The organism is Caballeronia sp. S22 (assembly GCF_964261745.1).
Lineage (GTDB): Bacteria > Pseudomonadota > Gammaproteobacteria > Burkholderiales > Burkholderiaceae > Caballeronia > Caballeronia jiangsuensis.
On record NZ_OZ180037.1, the window covers coordinates 117900 to 136060 of the forward strand.

Below are 18161 nucleotides of genomic sequence, written 5' to 3' on the forward strand. Positions count from 1 at the left end.
TTATAGTATGCTTAAACCGATAGCAAACAGGTCGATGCAGCATGTCGCCCCGTCGCAACCAACCCCGGCCGCACCGCACCCGTTCGACGGCCGGATCTTGATGGGCGTCCTGGGAGTCTTTGCCGCTGCAATGATGTCGGGTTTGAACAGTCGAATCGGCGGCTTGTCTCTCATTGACGTCAAAACAGCATTTGGTGTGGGCTCCGACGAAGGCAGCTGGATCGGCAGTCTGTACTCGGCTTTCGAGCTTGCGGCCATGCCCTTCGCGACCTGGTTCGCTGTAACGTTTTCGTTCAGACGGTTTCACGTGTCCGTCGTTATTGCCTTCAGCGTGTTTGGGCTGCTGACACCGCTTGCGCCCAGCTTCGAAGCACTGTTGGCGCTGCGATGCCTGCAAGGATTCTTCGGCGGATTACTCATTCCTGTGCTGATGGCGGCCGCGTTGCGCTTCTTCCCTCTTTCGCTAAGGCTGTACGGACTGGCGCTGTATGCAATGACCGCGACTTTCTCCCCGAACGTCGCCACCTGGCTCTCCGCGACGTACACCGACACGTTGTCCAACTGGCATCTGGCATTCTGGCAAATCGTTCCGCTTGCGCTCTTTTCGGGCTGGGCCGTTGCGTGGGGAATCCCGCAGGATCCTGTCCGCCTGGAGCGACTCAAGAACCTGGACTGGATTGGCTTGATCAGCGGCGTCTGTGGTCTCGTGTGTATCGGCCTTGGATTGACGCAGGGCGAACGCTACGACTGGTTCAATGACGCACTCATTAGCTGGCTCTTTTGCGTCGGCGCGCTCTTGCTCGTTGTATTCGTGCTTGCCGAGTGGTTTCATCCTCTTCCATTCATCAAGCTCCAATTGCTTCATCGCCGAAACCTCGGCCTCGGTTTCACGATCTTTATCGGGCTGGTTGTTGTCCTGCTATCCGGCTCGCTCCTGCCGGCTCAATATCTGGCGGAGGTGCACGGGTTTCGGACGCCGTACATCGCAGGGATCGGACTATCGGTGGGGCTGCCGCAGATCTTCTGCGGCCCGGCCGTCTCATTTCTTCTCTACAAGCGATGGATCGATGCGCGACACGTCTTTGCGCTCGGCCTCGCATGTCTCGCGGCGTCATGTCTGGTGAACGCATATGTGACATCAGAATGGATCGTGCACGAGTTCCTGATCGGTCAAGCGCTACAGGCAGTGGGACAGCCGATGGCCGTCATCTCCTTGCTTTTCCTTGCGACCAGCGTCGTCCAACCGATGGAAGGGCCGGTCGTATCGGGGATTATCAATATGTTTCGCGCCTTCGGAACATTGCTGGGAGATGCCTTGCTCGAACGCGTCTTTACCCTTCGGGAAAAGATGCACGCCAACATCATTCTGGATTACGCGGCCGGGAACGGAATGATCAGGTTGGAACATCACACTACCGCTACCGAAGCGCTCGGCGATCTTGCAGAACGCATTTCACGGCAGTCGTTCGTTCTGACGATCGCCGACGCTTACCTGATTCTGGGGACACTCTCTGTGTTGCTGATTCCATGTGTCTTGAGGCTCCAGTACATCAAGCCGCCCATATTGAACAATCCTTCCAAGTGATCGTTATGTCTCTTCCACGACCAGCAAAAATCGCCATGGCAATCATGCTCGCGTCCGCCGCCGCAGCTAGCCTGTATCTGTACAACCACGACGAAGGGCGATCGTCGGAGCAGACTACGACTGACGCCTACGTAACGACCGACTCCACCTTCGTTGCACCGAAAGTCGCCGGCAATATCTCAAGCGTCCTCGTAGAGGACAACGAGACTGTGCACAAAGGACAGTTACTTGCCGTGATCGACGAACGTGACTTCGCGGTGGCCCTTGCCAGTGCAAAGGCCGACGTTGAAAACGCGCAGGCGGACGTAGCCAGGCTCGAGGCAAGCGCCATTCAGCAGCATAGCCTGATCCAGCAGGCTAACGCTGCGATCGTCGGCGACATTGCCTCCGTGAATTTCGCGGCGGCGAACTCCCGCCGCTACTTGAATCTGGCGAAAGACGGCTCGGGCACGATTCAGGAGCAGCAGCAAGCCGAATCCGCCTTGCAGATCGCGGGCGCTCGCCAGTCACAAGATATCGCCGCACGCGACGCGGCCCAACATCAGCTGAACGTTCTGCTTGCTCAGGAACGGCAAGCTGCAGCGACCGTCGAGAAGGCGAAGGCAGCGCTGCATGCCGCAGAGTTGAATCTGTCCTATACGCGGATCGTCGCGCCAATCGACGGCATCGTGGGACAACGCACCGTCCGCACCGGCGCGTACGTGCACGTTGGCGCACCGCTGCTCGCGGTCGTCCCATTGCAGCAAGCTTATGTAGAGGCCAACTTCCGTGAAACCCAGCTGCGGCATGTTCAGCCTGGGCAAGCAGTTACAATCAAGATCGACATGTTGTCTGGAACGGTCATCCACGGCCACGTCAACAGTCTTGCCCCTGCCAGCGGGATCGCGTTCTCACCGATTGCACCTGACAACGCGACAGGTAACTTCACGAAAGTGGTTCAGCGACTCCCGGTCAAGATCTCCATCGATCCGGGCCAGCCAGCCGCAAGCCGACTTCGCGTTGGAATGTCTGTCGTTCCTACAGTGCATATCGATTCCGCCAGTGCCGCCCGGACATAATGCTGCATATTTTCAGAAGGGATCCCCGGAATGCCCAGGTTGACGAGAGAAGAGAGCCGAACACAGACGCGAGAGAAGCTGATGCTCGCTGCCGCCAAGGTGTTTGCGCGTGAAGGACTGGGCGGCGCGTCCATCGACCGGATCGCCGACGAAGCGGGCTTCACGAAAGGCGCGTTCTACTCAAACTTCGAATCGAAAGAAGATATCTTTCTGCAACTGGTGGAAACGACCACCCAGCAAAACATAGAAAAGATCCAGGCGGCGCTTGCCGGTATGTCTACCCCCGAGGAAATCATCGAAGCGGTCTGCGCGTGGGCCGACACTCATCCGCACGAACCGGATATGCGGCCTTTGGTCCTCGATTTGATTCGGCACGCAAAGCAAGACGCGGCGCTCACGAAAAGACACACGGAGCTTTTCAGCAAGCAATGGACGATCGTGGGCAAGTTGATCCTCCGAGCCTTTCCGAAGGGACGCGCGCCCGCCACGGCACTTGAACTGGGCGCGTTGGTGATGGAGTTGACGTACGGCACCGCCGTTCAGTTTCACGCAGGACCAACGGGAGGCGCACTCGTCCGAATCGCGCTTAACGGATTGATGGCGGCTGCACAGGTGCCACGGAAAACGAAGTAAGCGGCAGGAGCTTTCGTCCAATCCGATTGAGAGAGTTAAACAACACGTCCTTGCGCGAATAACGGTCATCTCTCTTCAAATAAGACACGCAACGGAGGCATGCGGCCCATGTCCAGACGGGCCGATCAGTTGAATCGAACGACAAGGATGTTATGGATACGCTTGAAAGTATGCGCGTCTTTGCGCGAGTCGTAACGGACGGCGGGTTTTCCGCCGCCGGACGACAGATGAACATGACGACGGGTCAGATCTCACGTGCTGTTTCGCATCTGGAAACCCATTTGCGCACTCGCCTGCTGAACAGGACAACGCGCAAGGTTGCGCTAACGGAGGCGGGTGAACGTTATCTCGATCATTGCCACAAGATACTTTCTCAGATCGATCTCGCAGAGGCCGAAGCAAGCGATGCGCAAGTGAGTCCCGCAGGAACGCTGAAAATCCATTCGATGTCCAACTTCGGGCAGCATCACATTGTCCCGTCGCTTCTGCGCTTCCATACGCGTTATCCTTCAGTGAAAGTTGACCTCACGTTTTCCCAATCCGTACCGGACCTTCTCGACGACGGTTATGACGCATCTCTCATTCTTGCACCGAGCCTTCCGGATTCAGGGCTGATCGCGCATCGTCTTGGCACGGTCGCAGGTGTCGTGTGTGCCTCACCAACGTACATCCGAAAATTCGGCGCGCCAGTCGACCTCGAAGATCTGCGAAAGCATACCTGCCTTCAGCTAACGAATCCTGTGTTTCCAAGCGGCAAATGGATATTCGACGGCCCCAATGGTCCGAGAGCGGTGTCATCCGGTCCTTCAGTGTTTTCGGTCAATCTTTCGGACGCTATGGAAGTGCTCATCCGGCAGGGCCTGGGCATTGGATTATTACCCGCGGCGTCCGCACTACCTGGATTGCAATCCGGCGAGTTGATCCGCGTGCTACCTCAATTTGCTCTTCAGAGCCTGAATGTGTATGCGCGATATCTTTCCCGCCAATACATCGATGCGAAGATTCGCATGTGGCTCGACTTTATGCGAGAAGACATGCCCCCGACTCTCGAAGCCGATGTAGCTGCTTTGGCGGCACATAATTAGTATGGAGTGAGACGTGGAAATGCGATCCTGAAGCCTTGCCGCCGTCCGCGCAGCGCCCGGACCGCCTTCAACAACGATTCCTCTTCGAACCCGTTTCGATAGTCGAAGTCGACATGTGCGAAGACGACAATACCGTCCTTGTCGATCAGATAGGTCGCCGGAACAGGGACCAGAAAATCTCCGCACTTCCTTGGCTTGGGCGGCTTGTAGCCAAGTTCGAGATAATGGTCGCGAAGAATCTCAGGCAGATCGAACGTCAGACCGAATGCCCTTGCAAGCCGAAGGTCCGTATCAACGAGCTCAGCCATCGGCAATCTGTCATGTTGACGCATCGATGTGTCGGGTGGAGCAACGGCAACAGCGGTCGCCCCCTCCGAGCCAATGCGCTCGTGCATTGCAAAGAAGCGCGCGAGACGCTCTTCACCGAACGAGCACCACGAGCCGCGCAAGAAATTGAGCACGACAGGACCCGAACGCAGTAGCTCATCCAGCGCAACGCGATTGCCGTTCCTGTCGGACAACACAAACCGAGGCGCGAGAGCGCCCGCGTGCAGCGCATGGGTGACGGCGACCGAGACCGATGCCATCGTGAGTTCAGCCATCGCATCGACACTCGTGCCTGCTACGCCAGCGTCGTTCGTCATGGTGGACATCCCTCGCGGTCGAAACGTCGCAGCGCTTCGTTAAGCCGTCTCTGCGCTTTCGTCTCGCACGGCACGAAGCGCTTCTTGCTGCACTTCGTACGTCGGGAAATCCGAGTAGTTCTCTTCGCTTCCACCCCAGAATGCGGCACGAACATAAGGCGTCAGCGGCAGATCGTGTGCAAGACGGTGCGGAAGGTCGGGGTTCGACGAGAAGTGACGTCCGAAAGCAACCAGATCGGCAACACCCGAATCGACGGTCTCGATTGCACTCTCGCGATCAAATCCACCTGCGACGATGATCGGGCCGGAAAAGTATGGACGCAGATAGGCAGCTGCGACGACGGGATGACCATGATGCAGCGTGTCGTCACCCTTGACCCGCGGCTCGATGACATGGAGATAAGCGATCCCGTACGAATCCAGCACCTTCGCGACGTAACTGAAGGTCGCTTCGGGGTTGCTGTCCGAGACGCCGCCCCATTCACCCGACGGCGAAATGCGCACACCGACGCGATCCGCACCAAACACGGAGATCAACGCTTCGAGCGTTTCGCGCAGGAAGCGCACACGGTTTTCAAGGGGGCCACCGTATTCGTCCGTGCGCCTGTTCGTGCCATCCTGAATGAACTGGTCGACCAGATAGCCATTTGCGCCGTGCAATTCGACGCCATCAAAGCCCGCTTTCTTCGCCCTTTGCGCAGCCTGCCGGAAGTCTTCGACAATTCCCGCGATCTCTTCGGTTTTCAGCGCACGGTGCGGCGATACGGGCACGAAGCCATCTCTCGTCAGCGCGACGCCGTCGAACGGCATGAATGACGGAGCGACGGGATCCGCGCCGTCATTGACCTCCACATGGCTCTGACGGCCTCCGTGGATGAGTTGCAGGACCGCGCGGCCACCCTTGGCATGCACAGCGTCTGCAATCGCCTTCCAGCCCGCGTCCTGGCCATCGTGATAGATGCTTGCGGCGCCGAGATAAGAGCGCGCCTGCGTCGAGATGCTCGCGGCTTCGATAATTACGAGACCGCCTTCGGAAGCACGCTGGCCGTAAAAGTCGGCCATCATCGGGCTCGGAATGTCGTCGGGCGGAATGGTGCGCAGGCGCGTCATCGGGGCAAGGACGACACGATGTTCGAGGTCGAATGCGCCGACTTTCGTCGAAGTGAACAGCTTGGCCATGATGGTACCTTTGAGAGTGAGTTGAGCACCGTGGGAAGCGGTGCGTCACGCGATGCGTTGAGATGAAATGTAGAGAATCCTGGGCGCGTGAAATAGCCGCCTGCGAGGATGAGGCCTATTCCAGATCTGCATAAGTCCGCGTGAGTCGCCGCGCGGGATCGCTGCACGCCGCCCGACATGTGGGGTACGCTATGACCAAACCACAACGCTCGTGTGGCTCAGGAGAATGCCGATGGATCGCCTTGCAGCGTTCGAAATTTTTATTCGCGTCGTCGACGCAGGCTCGTTTTCGGCGGCGGCAAGACACTTCGATATCGGTCAGCCAGCCGTGTCGAAAGCCGTGGCGCAACTGGAGGATTGGCTCGGCGTCAAATTACTGTTGCGTTCAACGCGCGCATTGACGCCGACCGAGGCGGGGCAGAATTTCTACGCGCGCGCGAAGCGCGCAGTCGAGGAGTCGGGAGAAGCCGTGGTCGCTGCACGGGGCACCGCCGCCGCTCTGACAGGAAAGCTCCGTGTGTCGGCCGCAGTGTGTTTTGCAAGGCTGCACATCGTTCCGAAGTTACCCGAGTTTTTGACCCAGCATCCCGATCTCGACGTCGACCTTGTACTTGATGATCGCAATATCGATCTGGTCGAAGAAGGCGTCGATCTCGCCCTGCGTATGGGCAATCTGGCCGATTCCAATATGACCGCGAAACGCATCGGCGAGGCCCGGCGTCGTGTGCTTGCGACGCCCTCGTACTTTGCAAGATGCGGCAAACCTTCGACACCCGTGGACCTGCTCGAGCATCACGCAATAGTCTATTCACGCGACATGGGCGGTGGCGAGGACTGGACGTTCAGAAGGGACACCGTCGAACAATCGATCAAGCTGCAAAGCCGCGTGAAGATATCCGCAACGGAAGGGTTGCGCGCCGCGGTATTCGCAGATATGGGGCTTGCCGTTGCATCCGAATGGGCATTCGCGCCGGAATTGAAGTCGGGGCTTGTGGTCGCTGTAATGGATGACTGGAACCTGCCGGGCATCGCGCTATCGGCGCTCTATCCGACTGGGCGTATGGCGAGCAGCAAGGCACGACAGTTCGCCACTTTCGTCGAGGAATGTCTCTCGCCCGAATTCGCCCCGACTCTTCTCTCCGCGTGAGGCCGAGCCGCGCCCCTTCAAATCCCATAAACCCGCGCCGTATTATCATAAAAAAGCCGTAGCCGATCCTCGACCGGATACCCCCGCACGATCGACTTGAATCCATCGAAGATATCGGTCATGCGATCCATGACACCATCGACCGGATAGTTGCTGGCGAACGAGCAACGCTGCGCACCGAACACGTCGATGGCAGTACGCACCACGGCCCCATTCGACTCGACGCTCCAGCGCTTCCCTGGGATGCAGATTCCCGAAATCTTGAGATGAACATTCGGCTCGCGCGCGACACATTCGAGCGCCTCGCGCCATGCGTGCAAGCCCCCTTCCGATCTATCGGACGGCAACCCGGTGTGATTGATCACGATCTGCGTGTCGGGAAAATCGCGCGCCAGTTCCGCGGCTTCGATCAGATGCCACCAGAACACCTGCAGCTCGAACAGTAATCCATGAGCGCGCAGCTTCGCGTAACCATCGCGCCATTTCTTATCGCGCATCGATCCCGGCGCAACGAAGTCGTCCCTATGTTCGGCGCGCGGCACGGCGGCAGGCTTGTGCCGGATGCCTCTGACCAGCGGATGACGGCCATAGACAGCAAGGACTTCATCGACGTCTTCGCGATCGAGCCACGCCTGAGCGCTCATCGCGTGCGGAAAGCCCTGTTCGCGCTGCAGCGTTTCGACCCAGCGCAATTCGCCCAGTGGATCGGCGGGATTCCACTCGCCTTCGATAAGCACCGTCTTCACGACCTTGTGATGCCCCGCCGCACGAAAGTAGTCATCGGGCAGAAACGTGCACCGGATGTTGTCGTAATTGCCGTAGCGAAAATTCTTCACCGGCTTGTCCGCAAGCCAGGGATAGTAATTGCGCTCGACATCGAAGAAATGCTGATGCGCATCGGCGATAGGCAAATCGTCGTCCGCACCGCTTTCGAGAAATCGGCGGCGAAGTTCCATAACATCTGACATAGGCGAGTCTCTAAACGGTCATGCGATAAAACTGCAACGCGTTGCGATAGAAGATCTTTTCCAACGCTTCGCGCCCGAGCGGTTCGAGCATCCTTCTCATGCTATCGACGAGAACGTCATAGCTCACTCTCAAACCCGCCACCGGAAAATTGCTCGCGAACATGCAGCGGTCCGCGCCGAAGATCGACACCGCATCGAGGACGATCTGTCGATTGTCGTCGTAGTTCCAGGGCGCATCCTTCAGGCCGAATTCCGATAGCTTCACAAACACGTTCGGCTGCCTCGCGAGCAGTTCCATTCCCCGTCGCCAGCGCGCGAGTCCCTCGTCGCTGCGATCCCATGGAAAGCCCGTGTGATTCAACGCGATCTTCGTATTCGGAAACGCGTTCGCCACTTCAGCCGCATCGGCGAGATGCCACGGCGGCACGCGCAAGTCCCACGAAAAGTTGAATCTGTCGAGCAGCGAGAATCCTCGCAGCCACGCCGGGTCTTGCATCGTTCCGCGAAGATCGTCGAGTGGCTCGTGTGGACCGCATGATGTCACCGGCTTCGAGCGAATGCCACGCACGAGCGGATATGCGGCGTGTTGCGCAAGAATCTCCTCCGTGTCAGGACGATCGAACCACGCGTGCGCGATCACGGCGTCTGGAAAACCGTATCTGTCGTGCACTTCGTGAAGCCAGCGCGTTTCCGCGACCTGCTCATCGCGCGCCCGTTCCGCCTCGACATGCACGGTGCCTATGATTGGCTGCGCGCTGACCGTCGCAAGATAGTCCTCGGGAAGGAAATCTCGGCAAATGCTTCGATAGTCGCCAAGAAAAAATGCCTCGTGATAATCGTCCTGCAACCACGGATAGCGCCCCGCTGAAAGATCCCACAGATGATGATGCGCATCGATGATCGGAATCTCGTCCGGTGCGATGTCTTTCATATGCATACGTCAATCATGAGTCAATTCGCGGGAAGAAAGCCCGTGGAAATCCACGGCACGGTGACGAGCACCAGCAGCGCAACGACGAGCGCGCCGAGATACGGCCACACGCGTTTCATCGCGCCATCCGGATCGACCTTCGCGATCGCGCACGCTGCATAGAAGCCCACGCCAAAGGGCGGCGCGAAGAGGCCGAGTCCCATCGCGAAGATGGCGACCATCGCGTAATGAACCTCGTTGATGCCGAGCGAACGCGCCACAGGAAAGAGCAGCGGGCCGAACAGCACGATCGCGGGAATGCCTTCCAGGAAGCTGCCGAGCAACACGAACGCCGCTGCCGATATCAGCAGGAAGCCCATCGAGCCGCCGGGCGCCGTCGACATCAGTTGCGCGAGCTGACGCGAGAAGCCCGATTGCGTCAACGCCCAGGCCATCGCGGTCGCGCAACCGATGATGATCAGAATCGCCCCCGACAGCGAAGCCGTGCCGACGATGATCGGATAAAGGCGATTCCATTTGAACGAGCGATAAAACACGAGGCCGACGACGAATGTATAAGCCACACCGACCGATGCCACTTCGGTTGCCGTCGCAATTCCTTCGACGACCGCCGCGCGAATCACGAACGGCAACGCGAGCGCGGGCAGCGCGAACAGAAACGCCCTGCCGACTTCACGCGGCTTCGCACGTTCGACTTCCTTCAGCTCGCGCTTGCGGTTCTTTACCCAGATGACCGCGATCATCGCGAGCGCACCCACGACCGCCGGCATGAAGCCGCCCGTGAACAACGCGGAAATCGATACGCCCGTCACCGAGCCGATGGTGATCAGCACGAGACTCGGCGGAATAGTCTCCGACATCGCGCCCGATGCGCTCAACATCGCGACCAGCTCGTTCTCGTCCTCGCCGCGCTTCTTCATCTCCGGAAAAAGCGCCGGCGCGACGGCGGCCATATCCGCGGCCTTGGAACCCGAGATGCCGCTGACCAGATAGATCGCGCCGATGAGCACATACGACAGCCCGCCTTTGAAATGCCCGATCAGCGATGCGAGAAAGCGGATCATCGCCTGCGCCATGCCCATCGCTTCGATCAGCGCGCCGAGAAACACGAACAACGGAATCGCGAGCAGGATCAGACTCGACATGCCTTCGTCGATACGGCCCAGCACGACGAGCATCGGCGTCAGCGTCACCGTGCTCAGGTACGCGACGGTCGAGAGCCCGAACGCGACCATGATCGGCACGCCGATCACCACCATGAACACGACCGCGACGACGAAGAAGATCACGAGGTTCCAGTTGCCGAGCGCGGTCATCGCGATCTTGAACGTCATCAGCGCGGCCGCGATGCCGCCGACCACCGCCGCCGAGATCACGAAGTGCATCGGACGCGCCTGCTCCATGAGACGCGCGACGGAAATCGCGAGCATCAGCGTGAGGCCGACGGCGAGCGCGGCAACGCGATAACCATTGGAGATTTCCAGCGCCGCGCTCGTGATGGCCCACTCTTCCGACACGTACTCCCACGCCGGCGACAACAGCACCATGATGAACGCGATGACGATCACGGCCCCGAACGTATCGACGAAAGCATGCCTCGACGGATTCAGATGCGCGATGAACGTTGTGAGCCTCATGTGCTCGTGGCGTCGCAACGCGATCACTGCGCCGAGCATCGCGAGCCAGATGAACAGCAGCGTCGCCAGTTCATCGCCCCAGATCAGCGGATCGTGAAGCACGTATCGAAAGAACACGTTGGCGAACAGCAGGACCACTTCGGCGACCACCAGCGCCGCCGCGCAGAGTTCGCTCGACCAGCGGATGCACGTATCGAGGACATGTCCCGCTTTTGCAACCGGGCCGGAAGGCTTGCTCGCAACCGCAACGGGCATGGTCCCGAGAGAAACGTCAGTGCTCATGATCCGCTCCTTGCTCACGAAAGCTGCCCGGAATACTTCTCTAGAAGTCCCCATGCCGCATCGCCGTACTTCTTCTTCCATTCGGCGTAGAAGCCCTTTTGCTGCAGGTCGGCGCGGAATGCCTGCTGATCCACCTTGTTGAAGGTGACGCCTTTGGCCGTGAGCATCGGTTCGAGACTCTGATTCAGGCGGATAACTTCCTCGCGCTGCTTCAGCGCCGCTTCGTTGATGTTTCGTGCGACGATGTCCTGCACATCTTTCGGCAGCTTCGGCCAGGTCTTGCCGCTCGCGAGCAGCCAGAAACCATTCCAGATATGACCCGTCAGCGAGCAGTACTTCTGCACCTCGTAGAAGCGCGCCGACTGCACCACGACGAGCGGATTCTCCTGGCCTTCGACGACTTTCGTCTGCAACGCGGAGTACGTCTCGTTGATGCTGATGCCCGTGGGCGCCGCGCCGAAGGTCTTGAACATCGATGTCCATAGCGGACTGACCAGCACGCGGATCTTGAAGCCCTTGAGATCGGCCGGCGTCATGATGGGACGCGTCGAACTCGTGATCTGCCTGAAGCCGTTGTTCCAGACCTTGTCCATCGCGATGAGGCCGGCTTTCGCAGCCTGCTCGCGCACGTGCTTGCCGAGATCGCCGTCCATCGCAGCCCATACCGCGTCGTAGTTCTTGAACGCGAAGGGCACGCTTTCGATCGACGCAACCGGCACGAGCGTCGACAGGATCGCACCCGGCAACGGAATGAAATCGACGCCGCCCGCGCGGACCTGCGAGAGCATGTCGGTGTCGCCGCCCATTTGCGCGTTCGCGAAGACCTGAAGATCGACGCGGCCATTCGTCTCCTTCTTGATTGACGCCGAGGCCTCGCGCATATGCGCGTTGAGCGGATGACTGTCCGGCAGGCTGCTCGCGTATTTGAGGACGATGGGCGCGGTTTGCGCGAATGCGCGCTTCGACAGGCTCAGGCCCGTCGCGGTCGCGGCTACGGCGAGTCCCGCCGTCGTCAGGAAGTCCCGACGCGTGATGATTCCACTCATGTTTGTCTCCTGAACTCTGTCATGCGCGATTGATCGCGTCTTTACTGCGCCAGCGCTACTACGGCCTTCTCTTCGATCAGCCGATCGACATCCGTTGCCGAATAGCCCGACTCCATCAACACTTCTCTCGTGTGCTCGCCGAGCAACGGCGCGGGACGATTCCCGGAGCGCTTCGCATCGGAGAAATGAATCGGCAGACCGAGGCCTCTGACCTTGCCGGCCAGCGGATGATCGGTTTCGACGACCATCTCGCGCGCGATCGTCTGCGGATGCGCGAGCGCCGCCGCGATATCGAGCACCGGGCCGGCAGGCAGACCGATGCGGTCGAACTGCGCCATCCATTCATCCGTGCTTCGGCGCACGAGCAGTTCATTGAGGATCGCAACCAGCGCCTCGCGATGCTGAAGCCGCAGCGCGTTCGTCGTGAAGCGCGGGTCGCTTGCGAGTTGGGGCGCATCGAGCACGTCGAGCAGGCGCTCGTAATTGCTCTGGTTGGCAGCGCCGATGTTGATCCAGCCATCGCTCGTCTTGAATACTTGATACGGCGCGCTCGTCGAATTCGCGGAACCCATCTTCGGCAGAATCGTGCCGTCCGCGAGATAGCTCGCGGCGGGCCAGAACATCTGCTGAAGTCCCGCTTCGAAGAGCGACGTGTCGACCATCTGGCCGCGTCCGGTGCGCAGCTTCTGCACATACGCCGCCGCGATGCCGAGCGCTGCGAGAATGCCCGAGTTGATGTCGGCCACGGGCGAACCGGCCTTGACGGGCTCGCGTCCCTCTTCGCCCGTCATGCTCATCATGCCGCTCATGCCTTGCGCGATAAGATCGAAACCGCCCTTCTCGCCGAACGGACCCGTGCGGCCGAAGCCCGAGATCGCGCAATAGATGAGTCCCGGATTGAGTTCCTTGAGCGTGTCATAGCCGAGACCGAACTTCTCCATCGTTCCGGCGCGATAGTTTTCGGTGACGACATCCGCATCGGATAACAATCGCTTCAATACTTCGCGGCCGCCTTCGCTCTTCAGATTGAGGCCGATGCCGCGCTTGTTGCGATTGACGATCATGAACGACGCGGACTCGCCGCTCGGCAGGATCGGTGAAAAGCGGCGGGAATCGTCGCCGTCGGGCACTTTCTCCACCTTGACGACGTCCGCGCCCATGTCGGCGAGCATCATGCCGCAGACCGGGCCGGACATGATATGCGCCAGTTCAACCACTTTCATTCCACTCAGCGGACCCATTTCACTTTCCCTTGAAGACTGGCTTCTGTTTTGCATTGAATGCAGCGGCGCCGATGCGAAAGTCTTCGGTGTCGAAGCAATCGAAGGCGGATTCGATATCGGCGTCCGTGAGCGCGGGCGATGGCGTCAGCCTGTTCGACGCCGCCTTGTGCCAGCGCGCGACGAGCGGCGCGCCGCGTGCGATGCGCCGCGCGGTGGCGATGGTTTCTTCCTCGACGGCATCGTCGGCGACGACGCGCGACGTAAGTCCCTTCGCAAGCGCTTCCCGTGCATCGAAGATGCGTCCTTCGAGCACGATCTCCATCGCCACCGGACGGCCCGCGAGACGAATCAGCGCGCCGAGTTCGGCGTAGGACATCGTGAGACCGAGTTGTCCGACGGGCGCGCCGAAGCGGCTCGATTCGCCGCAAATGCGGATATCGCAGAGCGACGCGATTTCGAGCCCGCCGCCGACGCATACGCCATGAATCATCGCGACTACGGGATGACGGCAATGCGCGATAGCTTCCATCGCACTGGTCGTGACCTCCGCATAGGCGCGCGCCTGCTCGCGATTCGATCGAAGCGTCGCGAACTCGCCGATATCCGCACCCGCTGCGAATGCCTTCGTTCCCGCGCCACGCAGGATCACGCATCGAATGCTGTCTTCGTCCGATAGCTGCGTCATTGCATCGCCGAGATCGCGCCACATACAGAGCGTGAGCGCGTTCATCTTCTCGGGGTTATCGAGCGTGACGATGGCGATATCGCCATTTCGCTCGATCGTGATCTTGTCTCCCATGTCTTCCTCAGTTCAGAACGACGCTTCGAGCATCGCGTGATAATCGCTTTCGGATGCGTCGCGCGGATTGGTTTTATGACTGTGGTCCTTCAACGCGCCCTTCACGATGCCGGGGAACATGTCGTGCGTGACGCCCACGCCGGATAGCGTCGCGGGAAGGCCCAGGCGCTGGGTCATCTCTCTGATGGAAGGCCCGACGTTCGCGGGATTTTCGAGGCCCATCGCCTGCGCGAGCCGCGCGAGCTTGCCTTCTTCCCGAACCGTCGGCGCGTCCTCGTTGAACGCGATCACGGCGGGCAGAAAGATCGCGTTGAGCGTTCCGTGATGCAGGCGCGGATTGATGCCGCCGAGCGAATGACTGAGGCTGTGCACGCATCCCAAACCCTTCTGAAACGCAAGCGCGCCCTGCATCGATGCGCTCATCATGTTCAGGCGCGCGGTCTTGTCGTCGGGATGTGCCGTCGCGCGCTCGATGTGACGCCACGCGCGCCACAGGCCGTCGAGCGCGATGCCGTCGGCCGCGGGGTTGAACGCGGGCGCCATGAACGTTTCTATGCAGTGCGCGATCGCGTCCATGCCGGTTGCGGCCGTCATCGTCGCGGGCAGTTTCAGCGTGAGTTCGGGATCGCAGATCGCGGACTTCGGCACCACGTAGGGCGATATCACGCCGACCTTTCTGCCGTCGTCGAGAATCAGGATCGCGCCGCGTCCGACCTCGCTGCCGGTGCCCGCCGTCGTCGGAATCGCGATGACGGGTGCGGTCGCCGACGTGATGCGCGTCGCGCCGCCTTCGATCACGGCGAAGCTCTGCAACGGGCCGTCGTGCGTCGCGCATACCGCGACGCCCTTCGCGAGATCGATCGACGATCCTCCGCCCACCGCGATGATTCCATCGCATCGTTCATCGACGAACACGGCGACCGCATCGCGCACCGCCGCTTCGTTCGGATTGGGCGGCGTGCCGTCATAGACCGGCACGTCGTAGTCCGCACCCAATGCCGAAAGCACCTTGTCGACGATGCCCGCCGCCTTGATGCCGCGATCCGTCACGACGAGCGGCCGCTTGATTCCAACCCTTTCGCATTCGCTCTTCAGCAAACGCAAGGCGCCGAACTCGAACTGTATCTGCGTGATGTAATTGATGAGAGCCATGTTGATCGACAGTTATAGATTCATGAAAACCCGAACAGCAGGAACCCTGATCGCTGCGGGTTAACGTTAGGCCCGGAGCTTTGCGCAATGCGGGTTTGATGGGGCAGTATAGGCAGCGGCCGAAACGGCCGGAATTGACAATAATGAATACGGGTATAACTATTCCTCAACTCGCGCGATGACTCCTTCTCTCAACTCGATCATTTCCCGGCTGCACCTGAAGCAGTTGCGTTTGCTCATCGCGCTCGCGGATCATGGTTCGCTTCTCAGTGCGGCCAAACAGGTTTCGCTCACGCAGCCGGGCGCAAGCAAGGCGTTGCACGAAATCGAAACGACCTTCGGCACGGCGCTTTTCAACCGGACGAGCCGGGGGCTCGAACCGAACGACATCGGGCATTGCGTGATCCGCTATGCGCGGCTCATTCATACCGACGTCGCGCATTTGCGCGAGGAAATCGTCGGCATCATGCGAGGTCATGGAGGACGCGTGTCGGTGGGCGTCATCATGGGCGCGGTGCCGCGCGTGATCGAAGCGATTTCTTCGCTCGTCACGAAGCATCCGGAGATGTCGATAGAAATCGTGGAAGATACGAGCGCCGCGTTGCTGAGCCTGATCGACGCAGGACGCCTCGATCTCGCCGTGTGTAGAACCACGATCAGTCAGACGCCGTTTCTCTACGACAGCGTCAATCTGCAGGAAGAGACGCTTGCGGTTATCGCGAATCTGAGTCATCCGTTTCAGAACGCACGCAAGCTGCGGCTTAAAGATCTCGCGGATGTGCGATGGGTCGTCTATCGCGCCAACATGCCGATGCGCATGCTGCTCGAACGCGAATTCCGCGAAGCCGAGATCCGCTTTCCACGGCATCTCGTCGAGACTACGTCGGCATTCGCGACGCTTTCGTTATTGCAAAGCAATCCGACTTTCGTCGCGCTCGTGTCGATCGATGTCGCCGAGTTCTTCACGCGACACGGCATGACGGGCATGCTTCCGCTCAAACTGTCATCGAAGAGCGAGCCTTATGAACTCGTCACACGGCACGGCGCGCCGGTGTCCGCGGGAGCGCGCGTCCTGATGGAAGAACTGCTCGCACAGCACGATTAGGCCGAGGATTTATCGTGAGGCATGAGCGCGGGTTATAAGCGTAGTCGCAACTCTCAGTATTCCGTCGTGAACGTCTTGTCTACACTCCGCCGCAGCCGAATAGAACGGCCGATAACATCAACGGAGACAGCTTCATGGACGAGACTTATCTGCGCAGGCACTTCTTCAAGAAAATCGCGGCGCTGTCGGCCGGCGCGCTCGCGACATCGATCATCCCGAGCGGCGTGTCGGCGCAGACGCAATCGCCTGCCGAGTGCGAAGCGGGCGTGATCGCGGCAGGCGGCCCCGATGTGCAACGCAGATACATCAGAACGCCCACGGGTTACTTTATGGTTCTGCGCATGGGCGATAACGTCTTCGAGCAACTGACGACGTTCGCGCTGGCGGAAAACATTCCGGCGGTCAGTCTGACGGGCATCGGCTTCGGCCATCCGACGTTCGGCTTCTGGAACGCCGCGAAGAAGGACTTCGATGCGAAGACCTTCCGCAATGTCGAGATGGGCAGCCTGACCGGATCGGTGGCGTGGAAAGAAGGCAAGCCGTCGATCCATATGCACGGCATGGCGGGCGACAGCAACTTCAACGCTTACGGCGGCCATCTATTGAATCTTGAAGTGGGCACCGGCTCGATGGAAATCACGCTGATCGTTCACCAGAAGCGGCTCGAACGCGCGGTCGATCCGTGCATCGGCGCGAATGTTTTGGGCATCGGCTGACGCCTTATCGGCGGCCCGTCAGCGCGAATTCAGTGGACTTCACGGCTTCGGCAAGATAGTCGACGAACGATGCGATGCGCGCGGAGATCGCCGTGTTGCGATAGTAGACGGCGTTGATCGGTTGCCGCACTTCCTGCGTGTGACGCGCGAGAATCTGCACGAGCGTGCCCTCGCGCCGGTCGCGCAGCGTCATGAAATCGGACAGGCACACGATGCCCGCGCTTTCGAGCGCGAGATGCCGCAGCGTCTCGCCGCTCGACGAAGCGATGCCCGGCTTGATCCGGTACGGCTCGTCGTCGCGCCCCGCAAGCGGCCAGAGATTGAGCGATTCCGGCTGCGTGAAGCCGAGCAGCGAGTGATTCGCGAGTTCGTCGACGCGCTTCGGAAGTCCGTGTGTCTCGAGATACTGCGGCGTCGCGAGCACGCGAATGCGGCTGCTGCCGATCGGGCGGCTGTGCAGCGTCGAATCCTTCAGCCTGCCGATGCGAATGGCGACATCCGTGCGGCGTTCCAGCAGATCGATCACGCCTTCGTTGCTGTTCAGTTCGAGCTCGACATGCGGATAGCGCTCCCGATATCCCGCGACGAGCGGCACGATCACGTGCAGCATGAACGGCGTCGCGGCATCCACGCGCAACAGCCCGGAAGGCCGCTCGCGCCGCGCGGCGATCTGTTCCTCCGCGCTTTCCACCGCGCCGATGATCTCGCGCGCGTTCTGCAGAAAGCTCTTGCCCTCCTCCGTCAGCTCCAGGCGTCGCGTGGTCCTGCGCAAGAGCGTCGTCTGGAGCTTCTCTTCGAGCCGTCCGAGCGTGCGGCTCGCGCCCGACACCGTCTGGTCCAGTTGTTCCGCCGCCTTGGTGATGGAGCCCGTGTCGACTACCGTCGCAAAGGTCTGAAGCTCGTCGAGAGTGATTTTCATAGTTGACTTTAATTCAAGAGTATTTCCTTTATAGCCCGGTTTTTGCGCAAGA

17 protein-coding genes are annotated in these 18161 nt (G+C 60.0%); 7 read left to right on the plus strand and 10 right to left on the minus strand.

What is annotated here, in order from left to right; all coding sequences use genetic code 11:
* Positions 1-34 precede the first annotated feature (34 nt).
* The 4 genes from ACEN42_RS24260 to ACEN42_RS24275 all read left to right on the plus strand — a co-directional run bounded on the left by ACEN42_RS24260 (position 35) and on the right by ACEN42_RS24275 (position 4361).
* A complete protein-coding gene (locus ACEN42_RS24260; protein ID WP_371884949.1) occupies positions 35-1585 on the plus strand; it encodes an MFS transporter in 1551 nt (516 codons plus the stop codon).
* Between the two features lie 35 nt (positions 1586-1620).
* A complete protein-coding gene (locus tag ACEN42_RS24265) occupies positions 1621-2643 on the plus strand; it encodes an HlyD family secretion protein (protein ID WP_371884950.1) in 1023 nt (340 codons plus the stop codon).
* A gap of 81 nt (positions 2644-2724) precedes the next feature.
* On the plus strand, positions 2725-3276 hold the full coding sequence (locus tag ACEN42_RS24270; RefSeq protein WP_371884951.1) for a TetR/AcrR family transcriptional regulator: 552 nt from the start codon (positions 2725-2727) through the stop codon (positions 3274-3276).
* Between the two features lie 152 nt (positions 3277-3428).
* A complete protein-coding gene (locus ACEN42_RS24275) occupies positions 3429-4361 on the plus strand; it encodes a LysR family transcriptional regulator (RefSeq protein ID WP_371884952.1) in 933 nt (310 codons plus the stop codon).
* Here the strand turns inward: ACEN42_RS24275 and ACEN42_RS24280 are convergent.
* The gene (locus ACEN42_RS24280; RefSeq protein WP_371884953.1) at positions 4358-5014 is read right to left on the minus strand and encodes a peroxiredoxin-like family protein; all 657 of its coding nucleotides are present in this window, start codon (positions 5012-5014) and stop codon (positions 4358-4360) included. The genes ACEN42_RS24275 and ACEN42_RS24280 overlap by 4 nt on opposite strands.
* A 30-nt stretch (positions 5015-5044) precedes the next feature.
* Positions 5045-6184, minus strand: coding sequence for an alkene reductase (locus ACEN42_RS24285; protein ID WP_371884954.1), 1140 nt, complete (start codon positions 6182-6184; stop codon positions 5045-5047).
* A 232-nt stretch (positions 6185-6416) separates the two neighbouring features.
* Between ACEN42_RS24285 and ACEN42_RS24290 the strand changes: the two genes are divergently transcribed.
* Positions 6417-7331 carry a LysR family transcriptional regulator gene (locus ACEN42_RS24290; RefSeq protein WP_238212204.1) on the plus strand — a complete coding sequence of 305 codons (915 nt, stop codon included), beginning with the start codon at positions 6417-6419 and terminating at the stop codon, positions 7329-7331.
* Positions 7332-7348: 17 nt separating this feature from the next.
* On the opposite strand, the gene ACEN42_RS24295 is transcribed toward ACEN42_RS24290, so the two are convergent.
* Genes ACEN42_RS24295 through ACEN42_RS24325 form a run of 7 tightly spaced genes read right to left on the minus strand, consistent with a single transcriptional unit; the run spans position 7349 to position 15369 of the window.
* Positions 7349-8299 carry an amidohydrolase gene (locus tag ACEN42_RS24295; protein WP_371884955.1) on the minus strand — a complete coding sequence of 317 codons (951 nt, stop codon included), beginning with the start codon at positions 8297-8299 and terminating at the stop codon, positions 7349-7351.
* Between the two features lie 10 nt (positions 8300-8309).
* Positions 8310-9236 (minus strand): amidohydrolase, encoded by a 927-nt coding sequence (locus ACEN42_RS24300; protein ID WP_371884956.1) that lies wholly within the window; start codon positions 9234-9236, stop codon positions 8310-8312.
* Positions 9237-9250: 14 nt separating this feature from the next.
* Complete coding sequence (locus ACEN42_RS24305) at positions 9251-11122, minus strand: TRAP transporter large permease subunit (protein WP_374191216.1); 1872 nt, start codon at positions 11120-11122, stop codon at positions 9251-9253.
* A gap of 41 nt (positions 11123-11163) precedes the next feature.
* Positions 11164-12195, minus strand: coding sequence for a TRAP transporter substrate-binding protein (locus ACEN42_RS24310; RefSeq protein ID WP_187606762.1), 1032 nt, complete (start codon positions 12193-12195; stop codon positions 11164-11166).
* A 41-nt stretch (positions 12196-12236) separates the two neighbouring features.
* Positions 12237-13436 carry a CaiB/BaiF CoA transferase family protein gene (locus ACEN42_RS24315; protein WP_374191211.1) on the minus strand — a complete coding sequence of 400 codons (1200 nt, stop codon included), beginning with the start codon at positions 13434-13436 and terminating at the stop codon, positions 12237-12239.
* 1 nt (position 13437) lies between these two features.
* Complete coding sequence (locus tag ACEN42_RS24320; RefSeq protein ID WP_371884958.1) at positions 13438-14217, minus strand: enoyl-CoA hydratase-related protein; 780 nt, start codon at positions 14215-14217, stop codon at positions 13438-13440.
* Between the two features lie 12 nt (positions 14218-14229).
* A complete protein-coding gene (locus ACEN42_RS24325; RefSeq protein ID WP_371884959.1) occupies positions 14230-15369 on the minus strand; it encodes an iron-containing alcohol dehydrogenase in 1140 nt (379 codons plus the stop codon).
* Positions 15370-15547: 178 nt separating this feature from the next.
* On the opposite strand from ACEN42_RS24325, the gene ACEN42_RS24330 reads away from it, so the two are divergent.
* Both ACEN42_RS24330 and ACEN42_RS24335 read left to right on the plus strand, forming a co-directional pair.
* Positions 15548-16474 (plus strand): LysR substrate-binding domain-containing protein, encoded by a 927-nt coding sequence (locus ACEN42_RS24330; RefSeq protein ID WP_371884960.1) that lies wholly within the window; start codon positions 15548-15550, stop codon positions 16472-16474.
* 134 nt (positions 16475-16608) lie between these two features.
* Entirely contained in the window at positions 16609-17190 is a 582-nt protein-coding gene (locus tag ACEN42_RS24335) for a PPC domain-containing DNA-binding protein (RefSeq protein ID WP_371884961.1), read from the plus strand.
* A gap of 4 nt (positions 17191-17194) precedes the next feature.
* Here the strand turns inward: ACEN42_RS24335 and ACEN42_RS24340 are convergent, their stop codons facing one another.
* Complete coding sequence (locus ACEN42_RS24340; RefSeq protein ID WP_371884962.1) at positions 17195-18109, minus strand: LysR substrate-binding domain-containing protein; 915 nt, start codon at positions 18107-18109, stop codon at positions 17195-17197.
* Positions 18110-18161 lie beyond the last annotated feature (52 nt).

Bases quoted from the DNA above. Each gene is read 5' to 3' on its own strand.
- ACEN42_RS24305 (WP_374191216.1), bottom strand. From the start codon at position 11,122: ATGCCCGTTGCGGTTGCGAGCAAGCCTTCCGGCCCGGTTGCAAAAGCG.
- ACEN42_RS24325 (WP_371884959.1), bottom strand. From the start codon at position 15,369: ATGGCTCTCATCAATTACATCACGCAGATACAGTTCGAGTTCGGCGCC.
- ACEN42_RS24335 (WP_371884961.1), top strand. From the start codon at position 16,609: ATGGACGAGACTTATCTGCGCAGGCACTTCTTCAAGAAAATCGCGGCG.
- ACEN42_RS24320 (WP_371884958.1), bottom strand. From the start codon at position 14,217: ATGGGAGACAAGATCACGATCGAGCGAAATGGCGATATCGCCATCGTC.
- ACEN42_RS24295 (WP_371884955.1), bottom strand. From the start codon at position 8,299: ATGTCAGATGTTATGGAACTTCGCCGCCGATTTCTCGAAAGCGGTGCG.
- ACEN42_RS24285 (WP_371884954.1), bottom strand. From the start codon at position 6,184: ATGGCCAAGCTGTTCACTTCGACGAAAGTCGGCGCATTCGACCTCGAA.
- ACEN42_RS24315 (WP_374191211.1), bottom strand. From the start codon at position 13,436: ATGGGTCCGCTGAGTGGAATGAAAGTGGTTGAACTGGCGCATATCATG.
- ACEN42_RS24265 (WP_371884950.1), top strand. From the start codon at position 1,621: ATGGCAATCATGCTCGCGTCCGCCGCCGCAGCTAGCCTGTATCTGTAC.
- ACEN42_RS24310 (WP_187606762.1), bottom strand. From the start codon at position 12,195: ATGAGTGGAATCATCACGCGTCGGGACTTCCTGACGACGGCGGGACTC.
- ACEN42_RS24300 (WP_371884956.1), bottom strand. From the start codon at position 9,236: ATGCATATGAAAGACATCGCACCGGACGAGATTCCGATCATCGATGCG.
- ACEN42_RS24330 (WP_371884960.1), top strand. From the start codon at position 15,548: ATGACTCCTTCTCTCAACTCGATCATTTCCCGGCTGCACCTGAAGCAG.
- ACEN42_RS24290 (WP_238212204.1), top strand. From the start codon at position 6,417: ATGGATCGCCTTGCAGCGTTCGAAATTTTTATTCGCGTCGTCGACGCA.
- ACEN42_RS24280 (WP_371884953.1), bottom strand. From the start codon at position 5,014: ATGTCCACCATGACGAACGACGCTGGCGTAGCAGGCACGAGTGTCGAT.
- ACEN42_RS24270 (WP_371884951.1), top strand. From the start codon at position 2,725: ATGCTCGCTGCCGCCAAGGTGTTTGCGCGTGAAGGACTGGGCGGCGCG.
- ACEN42_RS24340 (WP_371884962.1), bottom strand. From the start codon at position 18,109: ATGAAAATCACTCTCGACGAGCTTCAGACCTTTGCGACGGTAGTCGAC.
- ACEN42_RS24260 (WP_371884949.1), top strand. From the start codon at position 35: ATGCAGCATGTCGCCCCGTCGCAACCAACCCCGGCCGCACCGCACCCG.
- ACEN42_RS24275 (WP_371884952.1), top strand. From the start codon at position 3,429: ATGGATACGCTTGAAAGTATGCGCGTCTTTGCGCGAGTCGTAACGGAC.